Origin of the sequence: Ureibacillus acetophenoni, from assembly GCF_900220965.1 — a bacterium.
GTDB classification, from domain to species: Bacteria; Bacillota; Bacilli; order Bacillales_A; family Planococcaceae; genus Ureibacillus; species Ureibacillus acetophenoni.
In genome coordinates this window covers 118,094-137,409 of sequence record NZ_OBQC01000008.1, presented here as the reverse complement: position 1 = coordinate 137,409, position 19,316 = coordinate 118,094, and the positions used below count along the sequence as shown (strand labels likewise).

The window sequence follows — 19,316 nt, the reverse complement described above, 5'->3', positions numbered from 1 at the left end:
TAAAACGATAAAGTGAAACTTCTATTAGAAGCTTGTAAAGATTCAAATGTAAAACAAAAGGGCTTAACCAGCAAACCGATTAAGCCTTCTATTATTATTGCTTTTTTACAGTGATATTTCCATTATGCGTTCTTAATTGGATTAAATTTTCGCCGTTTCCTACAACTGGATTAAAGTATTCTGAACCGAAAACCGTTACCTCTCCATTATGAGTTTTAAAATGATATGTGACATTTTCAGGTTCTTTTTTCGTTTGAACAGTAACATCTCCATTGTGCGTTTCAAGTTCCATTGGTTGATCAATTACATCTTTAGTAATAATGATATCTCCATTGTGAGTTTCACCAATAATTTTTCCTGTAATATTTTCTAATATTACTTTACCGTTGTTTGAATCTGTATAAATTGTAGAACTTATCACATCTTTCACAACAATTCTCCCATTATTCGTTTCCGTATTTAATTCTTTTACTTCTAATCCGTTCACATCAATTTTTCCATTGTTTGTTTTTACTTCTATCGTCTCATACATTTCTTTTGGTAAATATACATTTAACTTCGGTGTACGAAATGAAAAATCAAATGAAAACCAGTTAAACCAAGGTTCATCTACTTCAATATCCAATGATTTTCCTTTAACTTCAACTTGTAAGTCATACTTTTGTTTATTCACTAATTCTACATACGGTCTACTATCCGTAACATGTATTTGAATGTCAGCGTTTGTCGTGTCAATTTCAACATGTTCAAATTGTTCACGATCAATTTGAACTTCTTCCTTCCCGCCACCTGTGAAGAACCCCCATGCAACGTTTACTAAACTAATTCCAATAAGGATAACAAGTAAAATGATTATATAAGATTTTTTCATTATAATTACAACCTTTCGTCTGTTCGTTATAACTATATGATATATGATTGAAATATTGCATAACATGACCCAAAACTGTAACTTCATCTACGTCTCTAGTCGTATTTTAATAAAAAGTATCAATTCCCTAACAAGATGTTTATTTAAATAAGAAAAAACTACACCTAATACGAGTGTAGTTTGAGAATACCAATTAATTTTTCACATTTTCAAGAATTTCATCGATTGATTTTGCCACTGTATGAGGAATTGGTTTCCATTCAACTTTCTTAAATAACGCAACGATTGCAATTGGAATATACGTAAACATGAAAATTGGGAAGGTAAAAGTATACATAATCTTTTTCCAGCCTGAGCTATGAATTCGATTCCATTCCGTAATGGTTGTAATTACTCCTACAATAAATAAAATACTATAGTACCAAACAAAGGATTTGATAATGGACATCGTTGTAACTAATATAATATTCTTTTCATCTATAAAACCAAAGATGGCGGCCACATAAAAGCTACTATTTACTGCAATACTAAAACATGTAATTAACATCGCAGGCATGAGTGTCATGGCCATATCATAACAAGAAAATCTGTTACCTTTCTTAAATAAGATTCCACCCATTAACCGCTTTCCATAATTACTAATCACTTGATAGAACCCTTTTGCCCATCGTAATCTCTGATGCCATGATTGTTTAAATGTAATGGGTTGTTCATCATAAAGTACTGCATTTCTACAATAACCTATTTTTTCACCTTTAAGTATTTGAGAAACAGAGAACTCAATATCTTCTGTTAATAGGTGATGTATCCAACCACCATTTTCTCTAAATACATCCGCTTTAACTAAAAACCCTGTACCAGAAATAGCACAACTATTTTTAAGGGTCATACGAGGTAAATTTAAATACTCTGCTTCATGTAAAAACCAAAGGCCGTAGCCTGCGGAAATCCAATTTTGATCATAATTTTTAGAGTTTCTGTAACTTGTTATAACTCTGTATCCTTCGTTAAAGGTTCTATTCATTTCAGCAATATAATTTTTATCTAGCAAATTATCCGCATCAAGGACGAGAAATCCATCATAATTTCTATAGGAATATTCTTTCTCAATGAACTTTAGCATAAAATCTAATGCAAATCCTTTGCCTACGAGTTCGGTATTGAACCTCTCTTTTACGATTGCTCCTTCTCTTTTTGCTACCATTGCCGTTTGGTCTGTACAATTGTCTGCAACAACAAATATGTCGATTAATTCATTTGGATAATTTTGAGCATTGATACTGTTTATAAGTTGCCCAATTACCACTTCTTCATTTCGAGCTGCAATAATAACTCCAATTTTGTTATATTTAATTTTCTTATTCATACGCTTAAAAGTTCGTTTTGCCTTAAAAGCAATGAACATGTAGATCATCTGGTAAAAATACATTAATGCGAATAATAAAAACATAATAAAATTAAATCGTTCAATAAAAGTTGTAATTGGAAAATTCAAGTTTATGCCTCCACATAAAACGTTTTGAAAAGAAGTTGTTCATTGTTAGAAATTTGTGACTTCTAATATATTTGACGATTCAAGAATAGTACCGTTCTATATATAGTGTTAATTTTTGTAAATCTTTTGTAACCTTCCTGTAAAAGCACCACTTTCATCTTTTGAAAGTCAATTGTGTTAGTTATATCCTATTTGCCATATAAAAATGCATTTTCTGTAATTTTTTGTTGATTATGATTACTTTTACTTATTTTCCCAATATAAAAAGCTGTTTCTATAGAATTAATTTCTATAAAAACAGCTCTTATTCTAAATTTGTTATTGTTTTTGTTTTTCCGCTTCCCATTTTGCTACTTCTTCTCTAACAATTGGAGCAACTTCTTTACCTAACAGTTCTATTGATCGCATAACATCTTCATGTGGCATAGAACCTACAGGACAATGAAGCATAAAGCGTGTTACGCCTACATGTTTACGAAGATAGATAATTTTCTCCGCTACAGTTTGTACATCTCCAACATACAATGCTCCTTCAAGACTTCGTGCATGGTCAAAGGTTTCACGAGTATATTGTCCCCATCCACGCTCTCTTCCAAGAACATTCATAGCATATTGCGTTGGTGGGAAAAATTTTTCTATAGCTTCCTCAGTCGTATCAGCGACAAACCCATGGGAATGTGAAGCAACTGTAAGTTTTGATATATCATGTCCAGCTTGTTGTGCCGCTCTATAATACAGTTTCACAAGTGCACCAAATTGTAGTGGACTTCCACCAATGATAGCTAAAGCTAGAGGTAATCCTAGTACACCAGCACGGACAACTGATTGTGGAGTTCCACCACTAGCAATCCATATTGGAAGCGGGTCTTGAACAGGTCTTGGGTATACCCCCCTATTATGAATGGAAGGGCGATGTTTCCCTTCCCAATTTATAATCTCATTATCGCGAATCTTCAGTAGTAAATCTAATTTTTCATCAAATAATTCATCATAATCTTTTAAGTCATATCCAAATAACGGAAATGATTCAATGAAAGAACCACGACCAGCCATTATTTCAGCACGTCCATTTGAAATTGCATCTACAGTCGAAAACTCTTGAAATACACGTACAGGATCGTCTGAAGACAGCACAGTAACTGCACTGGATAATCGAATATTTTTCGTTCTAGATGCTGCAGCTGCTAATAACACTGCAGGTGTTGAACATGCATAATCTTTTCTATGATGTTCACCTACTCCATAAACATCTAAACCTACCTCATCAGCTAGAACAATCTCTTCTACTACTTCCCGTAAACGTTCTGCATGACTTTTAACTTCTCCCGTTTTAACATCAGGTGTTGTTTCAACGAACGTTGTTAAACCTATTTCCACGGTAGTTCCCCCAATCATTAAAAAAGTAACTATTACACATCTTATATAACAATTAATTTCCATCTTACATTACTGTTACTTAAATTTTCAATGTTCCTGACTTATCGGGAAATTATATGTTGCTTTTTATTATAATTCTACAACTTTGGAAAAGACTACTTTATATATGAACCTTAATGGATACATTCAAAAGTTTATCAATATGTATTTATACTGTTGAAATTCGGAGGTACGTTTTCATGAATTTATTACAAGTACGAAAAGGACAATTTGTTTACTATAACAATGAGTTACACAAGGTTTACTCGGTAAAAACAATGTTTAAACAATCTGTTCACTTATATCGCTTACGGGATATGTCACAACATTTATGTTTCGCAAAAGATATTGAAAAATATCAACCAAAAGTAAGCGATAGTTTTATTTTTAATAAAAAAAGATATACCCTTAACAAAGATCGTAATGCACAAGTTGGTGACTATATTTTAATTACCAATCCAGATCCAGATTATTTAGATCATTATTCTTTAAATGAGATTGAAGTTGTAGCATCGGTTGAATCGAAAGGGGTAGTTACAACAAACTCAAATGGTATTAAACATAGTGAATATTTATTAATGGTTCCTGGACGTTTTGAATATAGTAACCCAATCGATTATAAAGATAAATCGTATTCAAACGAGGAATACTGGGATGAGAACGATCTATTAAATGATGATGAGTTTAGCCTTTCTATTGGTGATGTTTTCAAGAAAACAGATATTGGTCTAGAAGCAATGGTAATTGCAATCCAAGGAGATACAGTATTCCTTGGTGGTGGTTTTCAACTTCATCAGAAGGAATTAATGGATTATGGGAAGTGGGAATATCTTTATAATATTTTAGACAATAACATATCAGACGAATAAAACAGCTAGATAAACTAAAAGCTCAAGAAAAAGAACAACTCCGAGAATCACTTTGATTTTCGGAGTATTTTTTATTATGCTTTTCTAACCTCATTCATTAAATATTCTACAAATTCTTCATCACGTACGAGCCATGCCTCATACGTCCTTTTTAAATATATTTCAGCTTCTAGGTAACTTTTAAATACTTTTTCCAATATGACCTTGTTATGTTCAATAATCCAGTTATCATCTTTTGGGTGAATAAAGAATAAATCTTCATTTCGACTTTTATACATAGCACCAAAGGCTGATTCTTTTAAGTTATGTCGATTCCGTTTTGCATCTTCTTGAATAGCATCTAAATGGAATGTATCCAACACATAAGATTTATAGGCATCATCCGTTAGATTACATCCTGATGCTTTTTGATGACCGCCTCCGCCATAATGGCCAGCTATTTCCGATACATCTACATGGTCATGAATGGTACGAAACGATACTCGCTTACCTCCCATATTTAGTATCGTAATATAATCAAGATGTGGGTGCTCTTTTCCTAACTCATTTCCTAATTCGGAATGGTAGGACTCAGCATACACTACGCCAGCATAATATTTACCTACTTTCGCTTGGACAATTTCTCTTCTTTTACGTCGTATATATCGCTCAATCTTATCTTCTTCCATGTTAAGCAATCTTTTTTCAAAATCATCGAAATCAAAACTGTCATTAGCTTGCAAACGTTCAATCATTGTTTCTTCAAATTCATCAATGGAAACTAAATAAAAGAGGGAATTTAATAGATGAGCTTTATGGTTCTCATTTTTCTCCCATTCCCACGTATCATACTGCCTTACAAGCTCAACAAACTCTGTAATTGCATTGCTTTTCTCCAAATAGTTATTAGAAGTCAAATATTCATAGAAGAGTGAGGTTGCACTCGTTAGACGACCATTAACATCTTCAACTAAAACATAACCCCATTCATATTCGTCCAAATGTTGTGCTGTTTTATGATGGTCGATTAGTTGAACATTTCCATGTTTCTTAAAAAACTGTTGTAATTTCTTTTCATTTTCTTCATTAGGTGAAAGATCTGTAATAAATAAGAAAGTATCAGGATGGTCATTTTCTAAGAAAAATTCTATTTCGCGATTTAGAGAGGATACGGAATTATAACGGACTTTCACATTTTGGCCAAAGGCAAGCTTCGCTAAAATACCACAACCAACCCCATCTAAATCATTATGGGATAACAGTTTATACATAGTTCCACCTCATAAGGAATAATCTTAATGTGTTAATTTTCTTTCAACGTTTCTAAGTATGATTCTACTACGTGGTATGCTTGGGAATTCATTCATCTCAAACGTTAAATCTTGCTCTGGTACTTCATATACCATATGATTCACTAAATAATCTAAACTTACTTTCATCATCTCAATCGTCAACTGTTCTCCAGCACATCGGTGTCCAGTTAAATATTCTCCACCACCTTGTGGAATAAAGCTGAATCGATCATTTCCTTGGTCTGCAAAACGGTTTGGATTAAATTCTTCAGGGTACAACCATAGATTTTCATCATGATTTGTACCATAAATATCTAAAAATGCGAGAGAACCTTTCTGAACTTTATAATCTCTCCATGTGAAATCATCTTTTACTTTCGCAGCAATAAATGGGAAGAATGGGTAAAATCTACGCACCTCATCAATAAACATATACGTATACTTTTCATCAGCATTTTTAAGTTTTTCTACCTCATCCGGATGCTCGATTAATGCCAGTGCAATAAAATTAATATAAACTGAAATAGCAATAATAGGTCTATAGACATTTAACAATTCGACAACTACAATATTTTTGTCTAATAAATTCCCGTTTAAATCTTTGTGCCATGTATATTTGTGTAAAGCCGTATCTTCAGGTGGAATGAGTCTTCCATCTCTAATTTTATGAACTAGTTCCATCATCCATTTTTCCAGTTGATTTTGGGCATTTCTCCCTTTCCAATGGGTTGGTCCGACTGAACCTGCGCCTTCAAACGTTTCACTCAGTTCCTTTGTAAGCCATTTAACTTCTTCTTCATCCACTAGAACTCCGGCCCAAGTACAAGCTACTTTACAAAGTAGTTCTTTCACTTCATCATACAATACTATTTCATATTTCTTACTCCATTGATCTAATGCTTTTTCCCAATATTGTACGGCGATTTCTGTAAATTTCTTTAGATTATCTTCGCTCATAATGGACATATGCATCTCTTTACGATGTCGATGTACTTCTCCATCAAGGGTTTGTACACCATTTTCCCCAAACAAAGTTTGTACTAAGCGATTTGGGGCTGCACCTTCTCTTTGAAAAAGATCTGTATCATAAAAGACTTGTGCCGCATCCCGCCCACTCATGCATATAGATTTCTTCCCCATAATACGAGTTTCAAAAATATTCGAATTGAAATTCCTCTTTCTATTCATAATGAACTCGTACCCTTCTTTTAGTAAAGGTAATGTATGATCCAATCCTTCTTCTCTTGGAATTCCATTATTTGTCATTAAACGCATCTCCTTTTAATCGTTGTACTGAATGTTTAAATTTACACATTCTTCGACCTCATTGATAATTTGTGCAATTATTGTCGATACTATTAGCAAGTTACAGAACCGCAATTTAAAGGGGAGCTGTTACTTACGAGGCGAAGTTCTAATATTCATTCCGCTAAAAAATCATTAAAGGATGCTAAATATGAGAAGACAAGTAACTAGAACAAATAACTATAATATGACCCACTTATTACTACTAAGCTTTTTAGGCTTTGGAATTGTAATAACTTTACTTAATTTATTTTCCATTAAACCAAGCTTATTAAACATTCAATTTTACTTAATTCTTCTGCTCGTTCTATCTTTTCTATATAGACCACTTGGATTATTTTTAATTAATAAAATAGGTACGATAATTAGACTTATAGCAAGATTTTTTAATAAATTGAAGGTTAGAAAACTATACAAATTGGAAAAGAAAAGAATTAACCAATTAAACTGTATTGAAGTAGTTCAATTCCTAAAACCAATCTTTAAAAGACAAGGTTATGAAACAAAATTATTAAAAGGTTCAAAAGAACGTGAAGCAGATTTAATCATTAGAAAAGGGTTGAAAACATATGTAGTTCAAACAAAACGAATGGCAACTAGAGTAGGACCGAATGTAATATACGAGGTACTAGACGTAGTAAATAAACATAATGCAAATGGAGCTATCATAATAACCAATCAATACTACACATCATCAGCGAAGAAATTTGCCAAAAAAAGTAACATAAAGCTAATTAATAGAGATGAACTTAAGAAAATGTTAAAAACAACGAACAATAAATACAGATTTGCCACAGCATTGTCATTCATATTAAACAAATAAAATTGGTGCCAGGTACTCACACAATTCAGAATTGTTTCTAAATTGTGTGAGTACCTGGCACTTTTCATATGATACACTTATTTCAATACATAAACTTTCGTGGAAAGGTTGCGATTAAATGGAGATTAAAACTGTTTCAATTATCGGTTTAGGTGCGTTAGGCATTATGTACGCACATCACTTTTCAAATGTATTACCTAAAGATAATGTAAGAATTATTGCCGATCAAGACCGTATCAATCGTTATAAGAAAACAGGTATCTATTGTAACGGAGAACTTTGTAATTTCAATTTTGTTACACCTGAGAGTGCAGTTTCACCTTCTGATTTAATTCTTTTTACGGTTAAGTTTGATGGATTACAAGACGCAATCCATTCTGTAAAGAACCATGTAGGACCGAATACAATCTTTATGTCAGCCTTGAATGGAATAATAAGCGAAGAAATGATTGGGCAAGCATTTGGGTTTGATAACGTTTTATATTGTGTCGCTCAAGGAATGGATGCTGTAAAAGTAAATAATGAACTAACATATGCACACAAAGGAATACTAGTCTTTGGCGATAAAGAACCCGGTACTATTTCTGAAAATGTGAAAGCTGTTGAAAAGTTTTTCAAACAAACTGAGCTTCCTCATGAAATTGATACAAACATGAACCATCGATTATGGGGGAAATTTATGCTGAATGTTGGTGTAAATCAAACAGTTGCGGTTTATAAAAGTAACTACGGTGAGGTACAAAATGAAGGTGAAGCGCGTCAAACAATGATTGCTGCAATGCGTGAAGTCCTCAAAATTGCGGACAAGGAAGGAATTAGTTTAACAGAGAATGATGTGGACTATTGGCTAAAAGTGCTAGGAACATTAAGTCCTGATGGTAAGCCATCAATGGCTCAAGATGTTGATGCAAAACGATTTAGCGAAGTTGAACTATTCTCAGGAACAGTTTTAAAATACGCGAAAAAACATGGTATTGAAGTTCCAGTCAACAAAATGTTATACGAAAAAATTTCTTCCATTGAAAGTGAATATGTTCGTTAATATTTGGCGATAACTTAGCTAACAAATAAATTCGTAAAAAGAGGCTGATTCAACATGTGAACCAACCTCATTGTTAAAGTATTATTCGCTTGGAGTTCTACCTCTTAATTGTGCTTCAGCCATTTGCACAAGGCGTTTGGTAATCTCTCCACCTACTGATCCGTTAGCGCGTGAAGAATTATCTGCTGATAACTGAACACCAAACTCTTGTGCAATTTCATATTTCATTTGATCTACTGCTGCTTGTGCCCCAGGAAATACTAACTTATTTGAACTGCTGTTGTTAGAAGCCATTTTCTTTCACCTCCTTGTGTCATTTAGAATGCACAAGGAGGCTTTTTTTAATACATCATTAAATAAATGCAATAGTTATGAATAATCAGCAATCCATTGTTCTTATCTATTAATAGTAGATAATTAGTTCATACATTATTAAAAACAACATTCGTTATGAAATGTTAATTTTAACTTTAAAAATTGACTAAAAAGAGTTCTACATCACTCATTCTTTCGTTTTAATTACGATCATCTCAACATACATTAAATTACTAAGGTCATTGGGATTTGAGAGGAGAGAACTTATTGGTTAAAAAAAGCCAGGATAGTTTTGATTTAGTTGTTTATTCTATTGGACTAGCCTTTACATTTTTAATGGTAATTTTATCAAGATGGTTATCCAAACCGATAATGGGCGAAATTGAATCGGGAAATTCTTTAGTAGATCTAGTTTTTAATGGGAATGATCAAATTAGTTTTCTTTGGAATTTGCTCTTACCTACCCTATTAATATTTACAGGGGTAATAATCTTAATAGGATTGTTATTTCAAATGGGAAAAGCTATCGTTTCAAAACATGATTCTAGATTAAACAAACTTCTCTTAATATTAATTGCTCATCTTGTTTTTATCGATTTAATTTTTGCAGTAAAGAATGGATGGCAATTACTCGTATTAAATTTTCAATATATCGCCATATTAGTTGTCCTATTAATTATTATCGGGACTACTATTCAATACTTCGTCAAATTGAAAAAGTGAAAATTAAAAGTTCCATACATAAATAAGTAATATTTCTATAAAATTTTCACACATTGTTTGTCTAACTATTCAGTAAAATATAAATATTATTTTTCATTATTTGTTTTTAGACATTTTTCGCTATTGCTTTTCAATTTGAAAAGGGGTATCATTTGGTTAATTATATAATTTCTTATTTCAAATTTTGAAGTAAGGATAGAGGCGCAAAAACCATTAGTACACGGTTGGAGGATAATGAGATCCGCTGATGATTGTGGAAAGGGGAATTTGCCGAAGTTTCAAGAAACCTCATTGTTCTTGAAGCTGGTTCTGCATTGAATAAGTGCAGGATTGTCATATAGGAAACTATGTGGAGGGCTATCTTACGCGAAGGAAATGAACTTTATTTCTAAGCAACAGCGAACCCTCGTTGTTGCTTTTTTGCGTTTACTGTAACGCCCTTCTCCCTCTATTTTCTAAAAAAAGTTAAGGATGTGGAGAAGAAATGAACTTTGGAAGAATTTTAACGGCAATGGTAACTCCTTTCGAGAATAACGGTGAAATCGATTGGAACGCAACTGAAAACTTAATTAATTATCTAATCGCAAACGGTACTGATGGTTTAGTTGTTTCTGGAACGACTGGAGAATCTCCAACGTTATCAGACGAGGAAAAAGTACAATTATTTAGATTTGCAGTAAAAGTAGTAGATGGACGTATTCCTGTTATTGCAGGCACTGGTTCATACAACACAAGAGCTTCAATCGAACTAACAAAGCAAGCAGAAAATGCTGGCGTTGACGGCATCATGCTTGTAACACCTTACTACAACAAACCTTCCCAAGAAGGAATGTTCCAACACTTTAAAGCAATTGCGGAAGCAACTACATTGCCTATCATTTTATACAATATTCCAGGTAGAAGTGTTGTTAATTTAGCTGTTGAAACAGTTGTTGAACTATCAAAAATTAAAAACATCGTTGCTATTAAAGAAGCTAGTGGAAATTTAAGTGCAATGGCTGAAATGATTGAAAGAACTCCTGAAGATTTTTCTTTATATAGTGGTGATGATGGATTGACTATTCCTGTTCTATCGATTGGTGGTACTGGTGTAATCTCTGTATCCTCACATATTATTGGAAATGAAATGCAAGCGATGATTAAAAAATTCCAACTTGGAAACTTCCAAGAAGCAGCTCGTGATCATCGTAGACTTCTTCCAATAATGAATGTTTTATTTGCTACACCAAATCCGACATCTGTAAAAGCTGCGTTAAATTTAAATGGTATTCCTGTTGGTGGTGTCCGCCTTCCAATGGTACCGTTAAATGAGAACGAGTTAAATACATTACAATCAGTGTTGGCACAATACTTAAAAGACGAAATTCTATTATAGAAACCTTTCTTTAGAGTGGGTGAATAATCTCCCACTCTCTTTTTTGTATTTATTTATTTTTCCTTTACACTTATAATTGTTCTAATAGTCAAAATATTCCTGAAAGAGGTGTCATTAATGAATACATATAAAATCGCCGTAATTCCTGGAGATGGAATTGGATTAGAAGTAGTACCTGCAGCAATTGAAGTTTTAGATAAAATCGCCGTAATTGATGGAAGTTTCCAATTTGAATGGACCTATTTCCCTTGGGGATGTGAGTATTACTTAGAGCATGGTGTAATGATGCCCGAGGACGGAATTGAAACATTAAAAAAATTTGATCAAATCTTTTTAGGCGCAGTTGGTATGCCTCATCTAGTACCTGATCATATTTCCCTTTGGGGGTTATTAATTAAAATCCGTCGTGAAATGAAACAATCTATCAATGTTCGTCCTGCTAAACTATTAGCTGGATTGGAGTCTCCTTTAAAAAACCCACAAAACTTTAATATTACCGTTGTACGTGAAAATTCCGAAGGTGAATATTCAGATAGTGGTGGTCGTATTCATAGTGGAGCGGATGAGATTGCAATTCAAAATGCAGTATTTACTAGAAAAGGTACCGAAAGAGCGATGCGTTATGCTTTTGAATTAGCGAAAAACACAAAAGGTCATGTAACAAGTGCAACAAAATCCAATGGACTTACCCATTCTATGCCATTTTGGGATGAAGTCTTTAACAGTGTAAAAAAAGACTACCCTGAAATTAATTCAGTATCTAATCATATTGATGCTTTAGCTGCCTATATGGTTATGAAACCAGAAACACTGGATGTAATTGTTGCATCTAATTTATTTGGTGATATTTTAACTGATTTAGGTGGAGCTATTATGGGAAGTATTGGAATTGCACCTGCTGCTAACTTAAATATTGAACGTGAATATCCTTCTATGTTCGAACCTGTTCACGGTTCTGCACCTGATATTGCAGGAAAAGGAATTGCAAATCCAATCGGCCAAATATGGACAGGCAAGATGATGCTAGATTTCTTAGGACATCACGAGGCGGGAACTCGTATTCTAAATTCCATTGAAAAAACACTTGCTTCAGGTATTAAAACTGGCGATTTAGGTGGAACATCTACTCTTGCTGATGTAAAAGATGCTATTATTAAAAATTTATAATTAAGTAATATGTTATTTGTAAGACCTCTTTCTTTAGGGGTCTTTTTTATGTTTGGAAAGGTTATACAATTTGATATTAGAGAAATAGTGTAACTTATTAGAAAATCTGATGTAGTTATTAGAATAAATGGAGCCATTATTAGAATCTAATTCAGATTCTTATTATTTTTAGTAAGTTATTAGAAAAAATCCATGACTTATTAGAATAACAAAAGGAGATATTAGAAAATATTAATGAGTTATTAGAATCCACCCTTCCGAAGGTAACTAGTAGAAATATTTTATTACTTAATAAAGTTCCTATCACAAATGTAAAAATGCCATCCACACCGATAGTTAGTGTAGATGGCTAAGTCGCTGTTTATATTATAATTCAGAATTTGGAATGCTAATCGTCGGATGACCTGCTGCGTATGGTGCTACTTCGTACTGTTGGAAGATTAAATCTATTCCACTTTCAGTAAAGTAAAATTGTGTATCTTCACTCACCTTAAATTCCCCAATTATATTTTCATCAAAGAAGAGTTCCTGATGGTCTTTCATAAATTTCTTTGCATATTCAGTTAAACTCTCAAATTTTGATTCATTTGAAATAATGTCTTTTAGTGTGTAAAGTTCTCCTGTTTTAGTATCAAAATTATAAGTTGCAACCGTTTCAATTCCATGGGCCCCACCAGAATATATTGAATCATAGAATAAAATACTCAGCTTACCATCTTGGTTGAACATAACTTCAAATCGAGTAATGTAACTATACTCACAAGAGTACGGGAATTCTTCACAATGCTTTTTTTCTTCTCCTTTAAACTTTTCCATGTCGTCTTTTAACTTCAAATAACCTTCATAAGAGGATTTAATTTGCGTTTTAAACACTTCATTTATTTTCCCCTGAGCTTTTTGATCGTTCATATTTGTTACTTGGGGATAAACTAAAAATTCCTCTTTATAAGTATTAGATTCGACGAACACGGATGTCTCAACTAACTCGCTTACTTCCATCATGTTCGATGGTTGCTCAAAATCAAAGTATGTAAATAATGTGCTAAAACCAATGAAAACTTTGATTAAATTTGTAGCAATCATACTTAAACCTCATTCCATTTTTTGAATTTAACATGAGCAAATTCCACTAATTCATACAATTTCGCGAGCATTTTCATTTATTTGACTAATTTTTTTACACATTACATGAATAAGCTTTATTAATAGCTTACTAAAACAGAAAGGTAGGCAACATATGGAAAATAATAGTACCTTTCAAAATCTTAGCGATAAGAGAATGTCTTTTGACCAAGTTTTCCGTCATATCATTCAATTTATGGAGAAAGATCCAACCGGTAATTTCCGGTTAATGTTTGGAACCGATTCTCAAGTCCATGGAAGGTTAACGAAATTTATCACTGGGATTGTCATTCAACAAGAACGAAAAGGTGTTTGGGCGTGTTTTCGTAAAGTGATCGTTCATAGAAAAATGACCAATTTACATGAACGCATATCCTATGAAACTTCTTTAACGGAAGAGGTTGTATCGTTATTTACAAGAGAGAAAAAAGATCAATTAATTGATATCGTGTTACCTCATATTTATAAAGGCGCAAGCTTCACAATTGAAGGTCATATTGATATCGGGTCCGGTAACCGAAACAAAACTCGTATTTTTGTTAACGAAATGATATCGCGCATGAAATCCATAGGTTTAGAAGCAAAAATTAAGCCGCACTCCTTTGTTGCAAGTAGTTACGCTAATCGATTTACGAAATAATATCCTCCAAAGCTTCCAATTCAATCAAAACCTTATAGGCGGATTCTCAGGTGGAGATCCGCTCTTTTTGTATTTCACCGCAAAATATCATCATATCACCCTGCATTTTTACTATTTTCTGGAAACATGAAGATTTAACTCATTGCTTGTCATAAGATTATTTGTTAAATAATGATTTGAATAATATATGCTAGACACTGGATATTCATTAGACATCCCAGTATTTCGAGTATAATCTTCTATTTCTTTTCATTCTTAGTATGTTACTATAAAACTATTAGTTAACCAAATTAAAACAATAGTTAACACACAATTCAACTAGGGGGAAAATTTATGATTCAATTACGAGGTCATCACCTATTTTGCCTATTAGGATATCGTGGCATGGGCTACTCAAAAGATTATGTAGAGAACATGACAAAATTACATCAAACATTGAGAAGTCATCCCGAAACTTTTGTGGAAATAGTTGAGGGACCTGACCAATTATGCGAAAAGTATCCGAATTCCGGAGAGTACCATTGTAAAAATGAAAATATTTATATTAGAGATGCAGTGATATTAGAAAAAATGGGGCTCATGATCGGAGAAAAACTAAAGTGGCAAGAAATTGAGCAACGGGTAAAAAAATTTGTTGTTCCAATGGACATTCAAACTGTTTGCGAAACTTGTAATTGGAGATCTTATGGAGTTTGTGAAGAAGGTATCCAACATATTATTGATGGCAAGGGGTTATGGGAAGTAAAATAATCACTTGCCTATAATTTTTAAAAATAAAAAGAGCATTTCTATTTTGAAATGCCCTGTAAAAGTTAATGTTTCACAATAATTTCTTCAATTCTGTTTGCCACATCTTCGACAGTTATTTCTAAACTGACAGAAAGCTCTTTGTGTAAAATAGGGGTTACTTGTTTTAAAATTTGTAGCTCTTGGCTCGCTAATTTCTTACCTTCTTGATCCAACTCATTTTTCTTTCTTAAAATCGTATTGACCATTTGAGCAATCATAAAATGATTGTTCGATTCTATAATTTTATGATAATTGTTTGTACGCTCCGTTGCACGATCATTCCATTCATCTGGCGGATTTTTAAATGTATCTAATAGTAATTCTGCCTTTTCTTTGGAAGCAATGGGTGTTAGTTTCGAATCCTCCGATTTAACAGGATGAAACAGTTTTAAAGTTGTATCGTGGAACGAACGTAAAATATAGTAAGCTTTTGTATTACCAAAAAAATTTTGATCCTGAATATCTTCAACAATGCATACGCCATGTGCTCCATAAAATACTGTATCCCCAATTGAAAACATCATACATATCTCCTTTTTATTAAACTTAAAAGAAAATACTCAAAATCAAAGAGCGTAATTGATCTTTATCAACCCGCTTTTTGAATCCCTAACTTTCAATCTAATTATCTCATATTTATCAGTCTATTTGTAATAGTCCGAATTTTGTATTTTTTATTGTACTTTAGCACCAATTACTTGAATCACTTTTAGCCTCACAAGTAAATTTCCATTCTTAATCTATTAAATTTAAATTATTGTTTCTTTGGATTTTTTGTAAAGAATGCTAGTACTAAAATAATTACAGCAACAGCTGCCACAAACGTGAATGCAGTTTGTATTCCTGCTGCAAGTACTTCTTGATCTGAACCAGTTGGTGTATTAGCCATAAAATTCTTTTGCCCAGTTGTAAATAATGTAATTGCAATAGATGTACCAGCAGCACCAGCAACTTGGTTTAATGTGTTCATTGCTGCCGCACCATCTGCATACCATTTACGCGGCAATACATTCATAGCATTCGTTTGAGCTGGCATCATAACAAACGTCATACCAAAGAACAGAATAATGAATGATAAAATTACTAACCATAAAGGTGTTGTTGCCGATAACGTTGTTGCAAATATGATAGTACCGATAACAATAAATAATGCTCCAAAAATGATAAACCCACGGGCTTTCCCTCCAGATTTATCAAATAATCCACCAACAACAGGTGCTAGAATAACGTTTACTGCGTTACCTGGTAATAATGACAATCCTGCAACAGCAGCACTTACTAATAACGCACCTTTTAAGTACATTGGCAGTAAAATGCCCGCTGCTAAAATAATTAAGATTCCCAGGAACATTGTTAATGTACCTAATGTGAACATTGGAATTTTAAATACACGAATATTGATCATTGGCGTTTCCATTTTTAACTGACGCATACCGAATAAGACCAAAGCAATAAGACCAATTAAGATCGGTAACCATACAACCATTGCAGTAAATGCATTACCTGCCAACTTACTTAAACCGTAAATTACACCTACTAAACCAATTGTAGATAATAGAATTGATAATAGATCCATTTTCGGTTTTGTAATATCTGATGCATTATCCAAATTAAAGCTACTTAATAATAAAAGTACATAAAGTATTGCTACAATCCAGAAAATCCAAGTCCAGTCTAATGCACTAATTATAAAACCTGATAAAGTTGGACCTACCGCTGGAGCAGTTGTAATAACTAGTCCCATTACCCCCATTACTAATCCGCGTTTGGCTACTGGGAAAATGACTAAAACAACAATATTCATAACTGGAATAATGATTCCAGTACCAATGGCTTGTACAATGCGCCCAGCCATTAGCATAGGGAAACTAATTGCTAAAGCCCCAAGCAACGCTCCTATTAAAGATAATAGTATCCCACCAAGAGCTAATTGCTTTGTTGTAAACCAACGTACTAAAAATGCTGAAATTGGAACAAATATTGCTAAAACTAATAAATACCCTGTCGTCACCCATTGGGCTACTGTTTGGTCAACAGCGAATTCATCCATAATTTCTGTCAACGCCATATTTAATGCCGTTTCACTAAATAATCCAATGAATGCACCTGTCATTAATACAAATGCTATTAATCTTGGATTTCTTACTTTTAAATGTGATTCCATTTTAATCTCCTTCTATCTATGAATCCTTGTTCAACAAAGCATTGACTCATGATGCTAATGATTTGTTGAGACATAAATAATTGATAATTCGGTTTCCCTCGCGCTTCTTCACCAAGACAACCAGCTGGTCTGTTTGTAACTTTATCAAATTTTTTCTTTAGAATTCAAGATAATCCGCATACTGTTATAGTACAAAGTTTCGTAATTTAGACACAATATGATTATTTTATAATGATAATAATTTCAAACTTAGTTCTATATGAAAACCTTTACAACTGCACTACGTCAACGTTTAATCGTGTCAATATAAAAAACGCATTCTTTTCTATAAAAAAAGCGTTAATACCGTCATTAACGCAGATTAAATAAGAAGATTAGAAACCCTCTATTATTTTATATATATTTTTTGAATAAATAAAACTTTCCAATATTTTATTTTGCACACACTGTTGTATAACAGTATGAATACTGTTATAATAGGTTTGAAGTAAAAAATAGTAACTTTCTAATATATTTAGTAATCCTTTTTTATATACAAAGAGATAAATTTTTTTAATTTTCTTATTTCCCTATTTAGAGAATCATGTTAAACTATTTTCTATCAAAACTGTCCATTCAGACAGTACAAATGTTCACTGTAAAAATATTCATCTACTACTTTGGGGGTACATCATGAAAAATGCGATTGTCAAATGGACTGAAATTAGTTTAGTAGGAAGAATTCTTGGAGGAATTATTCTTGGGATATTGTTAGCTCTAACAATTCCGCAATACACACAATGGGTAACTGTATTTGGAACGTTATTTGTTGGCGCACTTAAAGCTGTTGCACCAATTCTCGTATTATTCCTAGTAATACATGCGATCTCAAAACATAATAGTGGCAATAAAACAAATATGAAATCTATTTTGGGTCTATATATCATTGCCACATTAGTAGCCGGTGTCGTTGGAGTAGTCGCAAGTTTTTTATTCCCTGTAACTTTGACTCTTACAGAAGGAGCTAGTGACGTAGCTCCACCTAGTGGAATATTAGAAGTATTCCAAACATTACTGTTTAATTTAGTAGATAATCCAGTAAATGCATTATTAAATGCTAACTATCTAGGTATTCTAATATGGGCACTTTTACTAGGTTTCTTATTAAGAAAGGCTGCCGATTCAACGAAAACAGCCATTGCAAACATCTCTGAAGCAATTACAACTCTTGTAAAATGGGTAATCGAAATCGCACCATTTGGTATTATGGGTCTTGTTTTCAGTGCAATTTCTACGAATGGTATACAAGCATTAGCTGAATATGGACAACTTTTAATTTTATTACTTGGATCTATATTCTTTGTAGCATTCATCGTAAATCCAATCATTGCTTTTATTTATATTCGTAAAAATCCATATCCACTTGTATGGAGAACAGTGAAAGAAAGTGGTTTAACTGCATTCTTTACACGTAGTTCAGCTGCAAATATTCCGGTAAACTTAACTTTATGTAAAAAGTTAGGCTTAGATGAAGATACTTATTCTGTTTCAATTCCATTAGGTGCAACAATTAATATGGCTGGAGCAGCAATTACGATCTCCATCTTAACACTCTCTGCAGCTCACACACTTGGGGTAGAAGTCGACATTTGGACAGCAATTATACTGATGGTAGTATCAGCAGTCTCTGCTTCTGGTGCTTCAGGAGTTGCTGGGGGGTCATTACTACTTATTCCGCTAGCTTGTAGTCTGTTAGGTATTCCAAATGATATTGCAATGCAAGTTATCGGTGTTGGTTTTGTCATCAGCGTATTACAAGACTCAACTGAAACAGCATTAAACTCTTCATCTGACGTATTATTCACAGCAGTTGCTGATCTAGCGAAAAAACGAAAAGATGCTAAGGCAAATTAAATTCTTTAATAAATCATTACTACTAGTTGCAAAAAA

The 19,316-nt window shown here is 33.0% G+C and carries 18 protein-coding genes and 1 riboswitch; of the genes, 9 read left to right on the top strand and 9 right to left on the bottom strand.

What is annotated here, in order from left to right:
- Nucleotides 1-94: 94 nt before the first annotated feature.
- The 3 genes from CRO45_RS12000 to CRO45_RS11990 form a co-directional block, all read right to left on the bottom strand.
- Nucleotides 95-871, bottom strand: coding sequence for a DUF4097 family beta strand repeat-containing protein (locus CRO45_RS12000; protein WP_170949484.1), 777 nt, complete (start codon nucleotides 869-871; stop codon nucleotides 95-97).
- A 193-nt stretch (nucleotides 872-1,064) separates the two neighbouring features.
- Nucleotides 1,065-2,366 carry a glycosyltransferase family 2 protein gene (locus CRO45_RS11995; protein ID WP_235864583.1) on the bottom strand — a complete coding sequence of 434 codons (1,302 nt, stop codon included), beginning with the start codon at nucleotides 2,364-2,366 and terminating at the stop codon, nucleotides 1,065-1,067.
- A gap of 318 nt (nucleotides 2,367-2,684) precedes the next feature.
- Nucleotides 2,685-3,743, bottom strand: a complete 1,059-nt coding sequence (locus CRO45_RS11990) for an LLM class flavin-dependent oxidoreductase (protein WP_097149887.1) — start codon at nucleotides 3,741-3,743, stop codon at nucleotides 2,685-2,687.
- A 239-nt stretch (nucleotides 3,744-3,982) separates the two neighbouring features.
- On the opposite strand from CRO45_RS11990, the gene CRO45_RS11985 reads away from it, so the two are divergent.
- Entirely contained in the window at nucleotides 3,983-4,651 is a 669-nt protein-coding gene (locus CRO45_RS11985) for a hypothetical protein (protein WP_097149886.1), read from the top strand.
- 74 nt (nucleotides 4,652-4,725) lie between these two features.
- On the opposite strand, the gene CRO45_RS11980 is transcribed toward CRO45_RS11985, so the two are convergent.
- Both CRO45_RS11980 and CRO45_RS11975 read right to left on the bottom strand, forming a co-directional pair.
- The gene (locus CRO45_RS11980) at nucleotides 4,726-5,901 is read right to left on the bottom strand and encodes a DHH family phosphoesterase (RefSeq protein ID WP_097149885.1); all 1,176 of its coding nucleotides are present in this window, start codon (nucleotides 5,899-5,901) and stop codon (nucleotides 4,726-4,728) included.
- A 24-nt stretch (nucleotides 5,902-5,925) separates the two neighbouring features.
- On the bottom strand, nucleotides 5,926-7,188 hold the full coding sequence (locus CRO45_RS11975) for a cytochrome P450 (protein ID WP_097149884.1): 1,263 nt from the start codon (nucleotides 7,186-7,188) through the stop codon (nucleotides 5,926-5,928).
- A 190-nt stretch (nucleotides 7,189-7,378) separates the two neighbouring features.
- On the opposite strand from CRO45_RS11975, the gene CRO45_RS11970 reads away from it, so the two are divergent.
- Together CRO45_RS11970 and CRO45_RS11965 are read left to right on the top strand one after the other, a co-directional pair.
- Nucleotides 7,379-8,050, top strand: a complete 672-nt coding sequence (locus CRO45_RS11970; RefSeq protein ID WP_170949483.1) for a restriction endonuclease — start codon at nucleotides 7,379-7,381, stop codon at nucleotides 8,048-8,050.
- Nucleotides 8,051-8,168: 118 nt separating this feature from the next.
- Nucleotides 8,169-9,092, top strand: coding sequence for a ketopantoate reductase family protein (locus CRO45_RS11965; RefSeq protein WP_097149882.1), 924 nt, complete (start codon nucleotides 8,169-8,171; stop codon nucleotides 9,090-9,092).
- Between the two features lie 81 nt (nucleotides 9,093-9,173).
- On the opposite strand, the gene CRO45_RS11960 is transcribed toward CRO45_RS11965, so the two are convergent.
- A complete protein-coding gene (locus tag CRO45_RS11960) occupies nucleotides 9,174-9,386 on the bottom strand; it encodes an alpha/beta-type small acid-soluble spore protein (RefSeq protein ID WP_097149881.1) in 213 nt (70 codons plus the stop codon).
- A 288-nt stretch (nucleotides 9,387-9,674) separates the two neighbouring features.
- On the opposite strand from CRO45_RS11960, the gene CRO45_RS11955 reads away from it, so the two are divergent.
- The 3 genes from CRO45_RS11955 (at nucleotide 9,675) to CRO45_RS11945 (ending at nucleotide 12,672) form a co-directional block, all read left to right on the top strand.
- Nucleotides 9,675-10,130, top strand: a complete 456-nt coding sequence (locus CRO45_RS11955; protein WP_097149880.1) for a hypothetical protein — start codon at nucleotides 9,675-9,677, stop codon at nucleotides 10,128-10,130.
- A 188-nt stretch (nucleotides 10,131-10,318) separates the two neighbouring features.
- Nucleotides 10,319-10,498, top strand: a riboswitch (Lysine riboswitch).
- 116 nt (nucleotides 10,499-10,614) lie between these two features.
- Nucleotides 10,615-11,505, top strand: coding sequence for a 4-hydroxy-tetrahydrodipicolinate synthase (gene dapA, locus CRO45_RS11950; RefSeq protein ID WP_097149879.1), 891 nt, complete (start codon nucleotides 10,615-10,617; stop codon nucleotides 11,503-11,505).
- A 117-nt stretch (nucleotides 11,506-11,622) separates the two neighbouring features.
- Nucleotides 11,623-12,672 (top strand): tartrate dehydrogenase, encoded by a 1,050-nt coding sequence (locus CRO45_RS11945; protein ID WP_097149878.1) that lies wholly within the window; start codon nucleotides 11,623-11,625, stop codon nucleotides 12,670-12,672.
- 366 nt (nucleotides 12,673-13,038) lie between these two features.
- Here CRO45_RS11945 and CRO45_RS11940 read toward each other — a convergent pair whose 3' ends face one another.
- A complete protein-coding gene (locus CRO45_RS11940; RefSeq protein ID WP_097149877.1) occupies nucleotides 13,039-13,755 on the bottom strand; it encodes a DUF3298 and DUF4163 domain-containing protein in 717 nt (238 codons plus the stop codon).
- 154 nt (nucleotides 13,756-13,909) lie between these two features.
- Between CRO45_RS11940 and CRO45_RS11935 the strand changes: the two genes are divergently transcribed.
- Together CRO45_RS11935 and CRO45_RS11930 are read left to right on the top strand one after the other, a co-directional pair.
- The gene (locus tag CRO45_RS11935) at nucleotides 13,910-14,434 is read left to right on the top strand and encodes a ribonuclease H-like YkuK family protein (RefSeq protein ID WP_097149876.1); all 525 of its coding nucleotides are present in this window, start codon (nucleotides 13,910-13,912) and stop codon (nucleotides 14,432-14,434) included.
- Between the two features lie 333 nt (nucleotides 14,435-14,767).
- Complete coding sequence (locus CRO45_RS11930; protein ID WP_097149875.1) at nucleotides 14,768-15,184, top strand: DUF1284 domain-containing protein; 417 nt, start codon at nucleotides 14,768-14,770, stop codon at nucleotides 15,182-15,184.
- 62 nt (nucleotides 15,185-15,246) lie between these two features.
- Here CRO45_RS11930 and CRO45_RS11925 read toward each other — a convergent pair whose 3' ends face one another.
- The gene (locus tag CRO45_RS11925) at nucleotides 15,247-15,747 is read right to left on the bottom strand and encodes a CarD family transcriptional regulator (protein ID WP_097149874.1); all 501 of its coding nucleotides are present in this window, start codon (nucleotides 15,745-15,747) and stop codon (nucleotides 15,247-15,249) included.
- A 230-nt stretch (nucleotides 15,748-15,977) separates the two neighbouring features.
- Nucleotides 15,978-17,387, bottom strand: a complete 1,410-nt coding sequence (locus CRO45_RS11920) for a DHA2 family efflux MFS transporter permease subunit (RefSeq protein WP_097149873.1) — start codon at nucleotides 17,385-17,387, stop codon at nucleotides 15,978-15,980.
- Nucleotides 17,388-18,059: 672 nt separating this feature from the next.
- Here CRO45_RS11920 and sstT point away from each other — a divergent pair.
- Entirely contained in the window at nucleotides 18,060-19,280 is a 1,221-nt protein-coding gene (sstT, locus tag CRO45_RS11915; RefSeq protein WP_097149872.1) for a serine/threonine transporter SstT, read from the top strand.
- Nucleotides 19,281-19,316 lie beyond the last annotated feature (36 nt).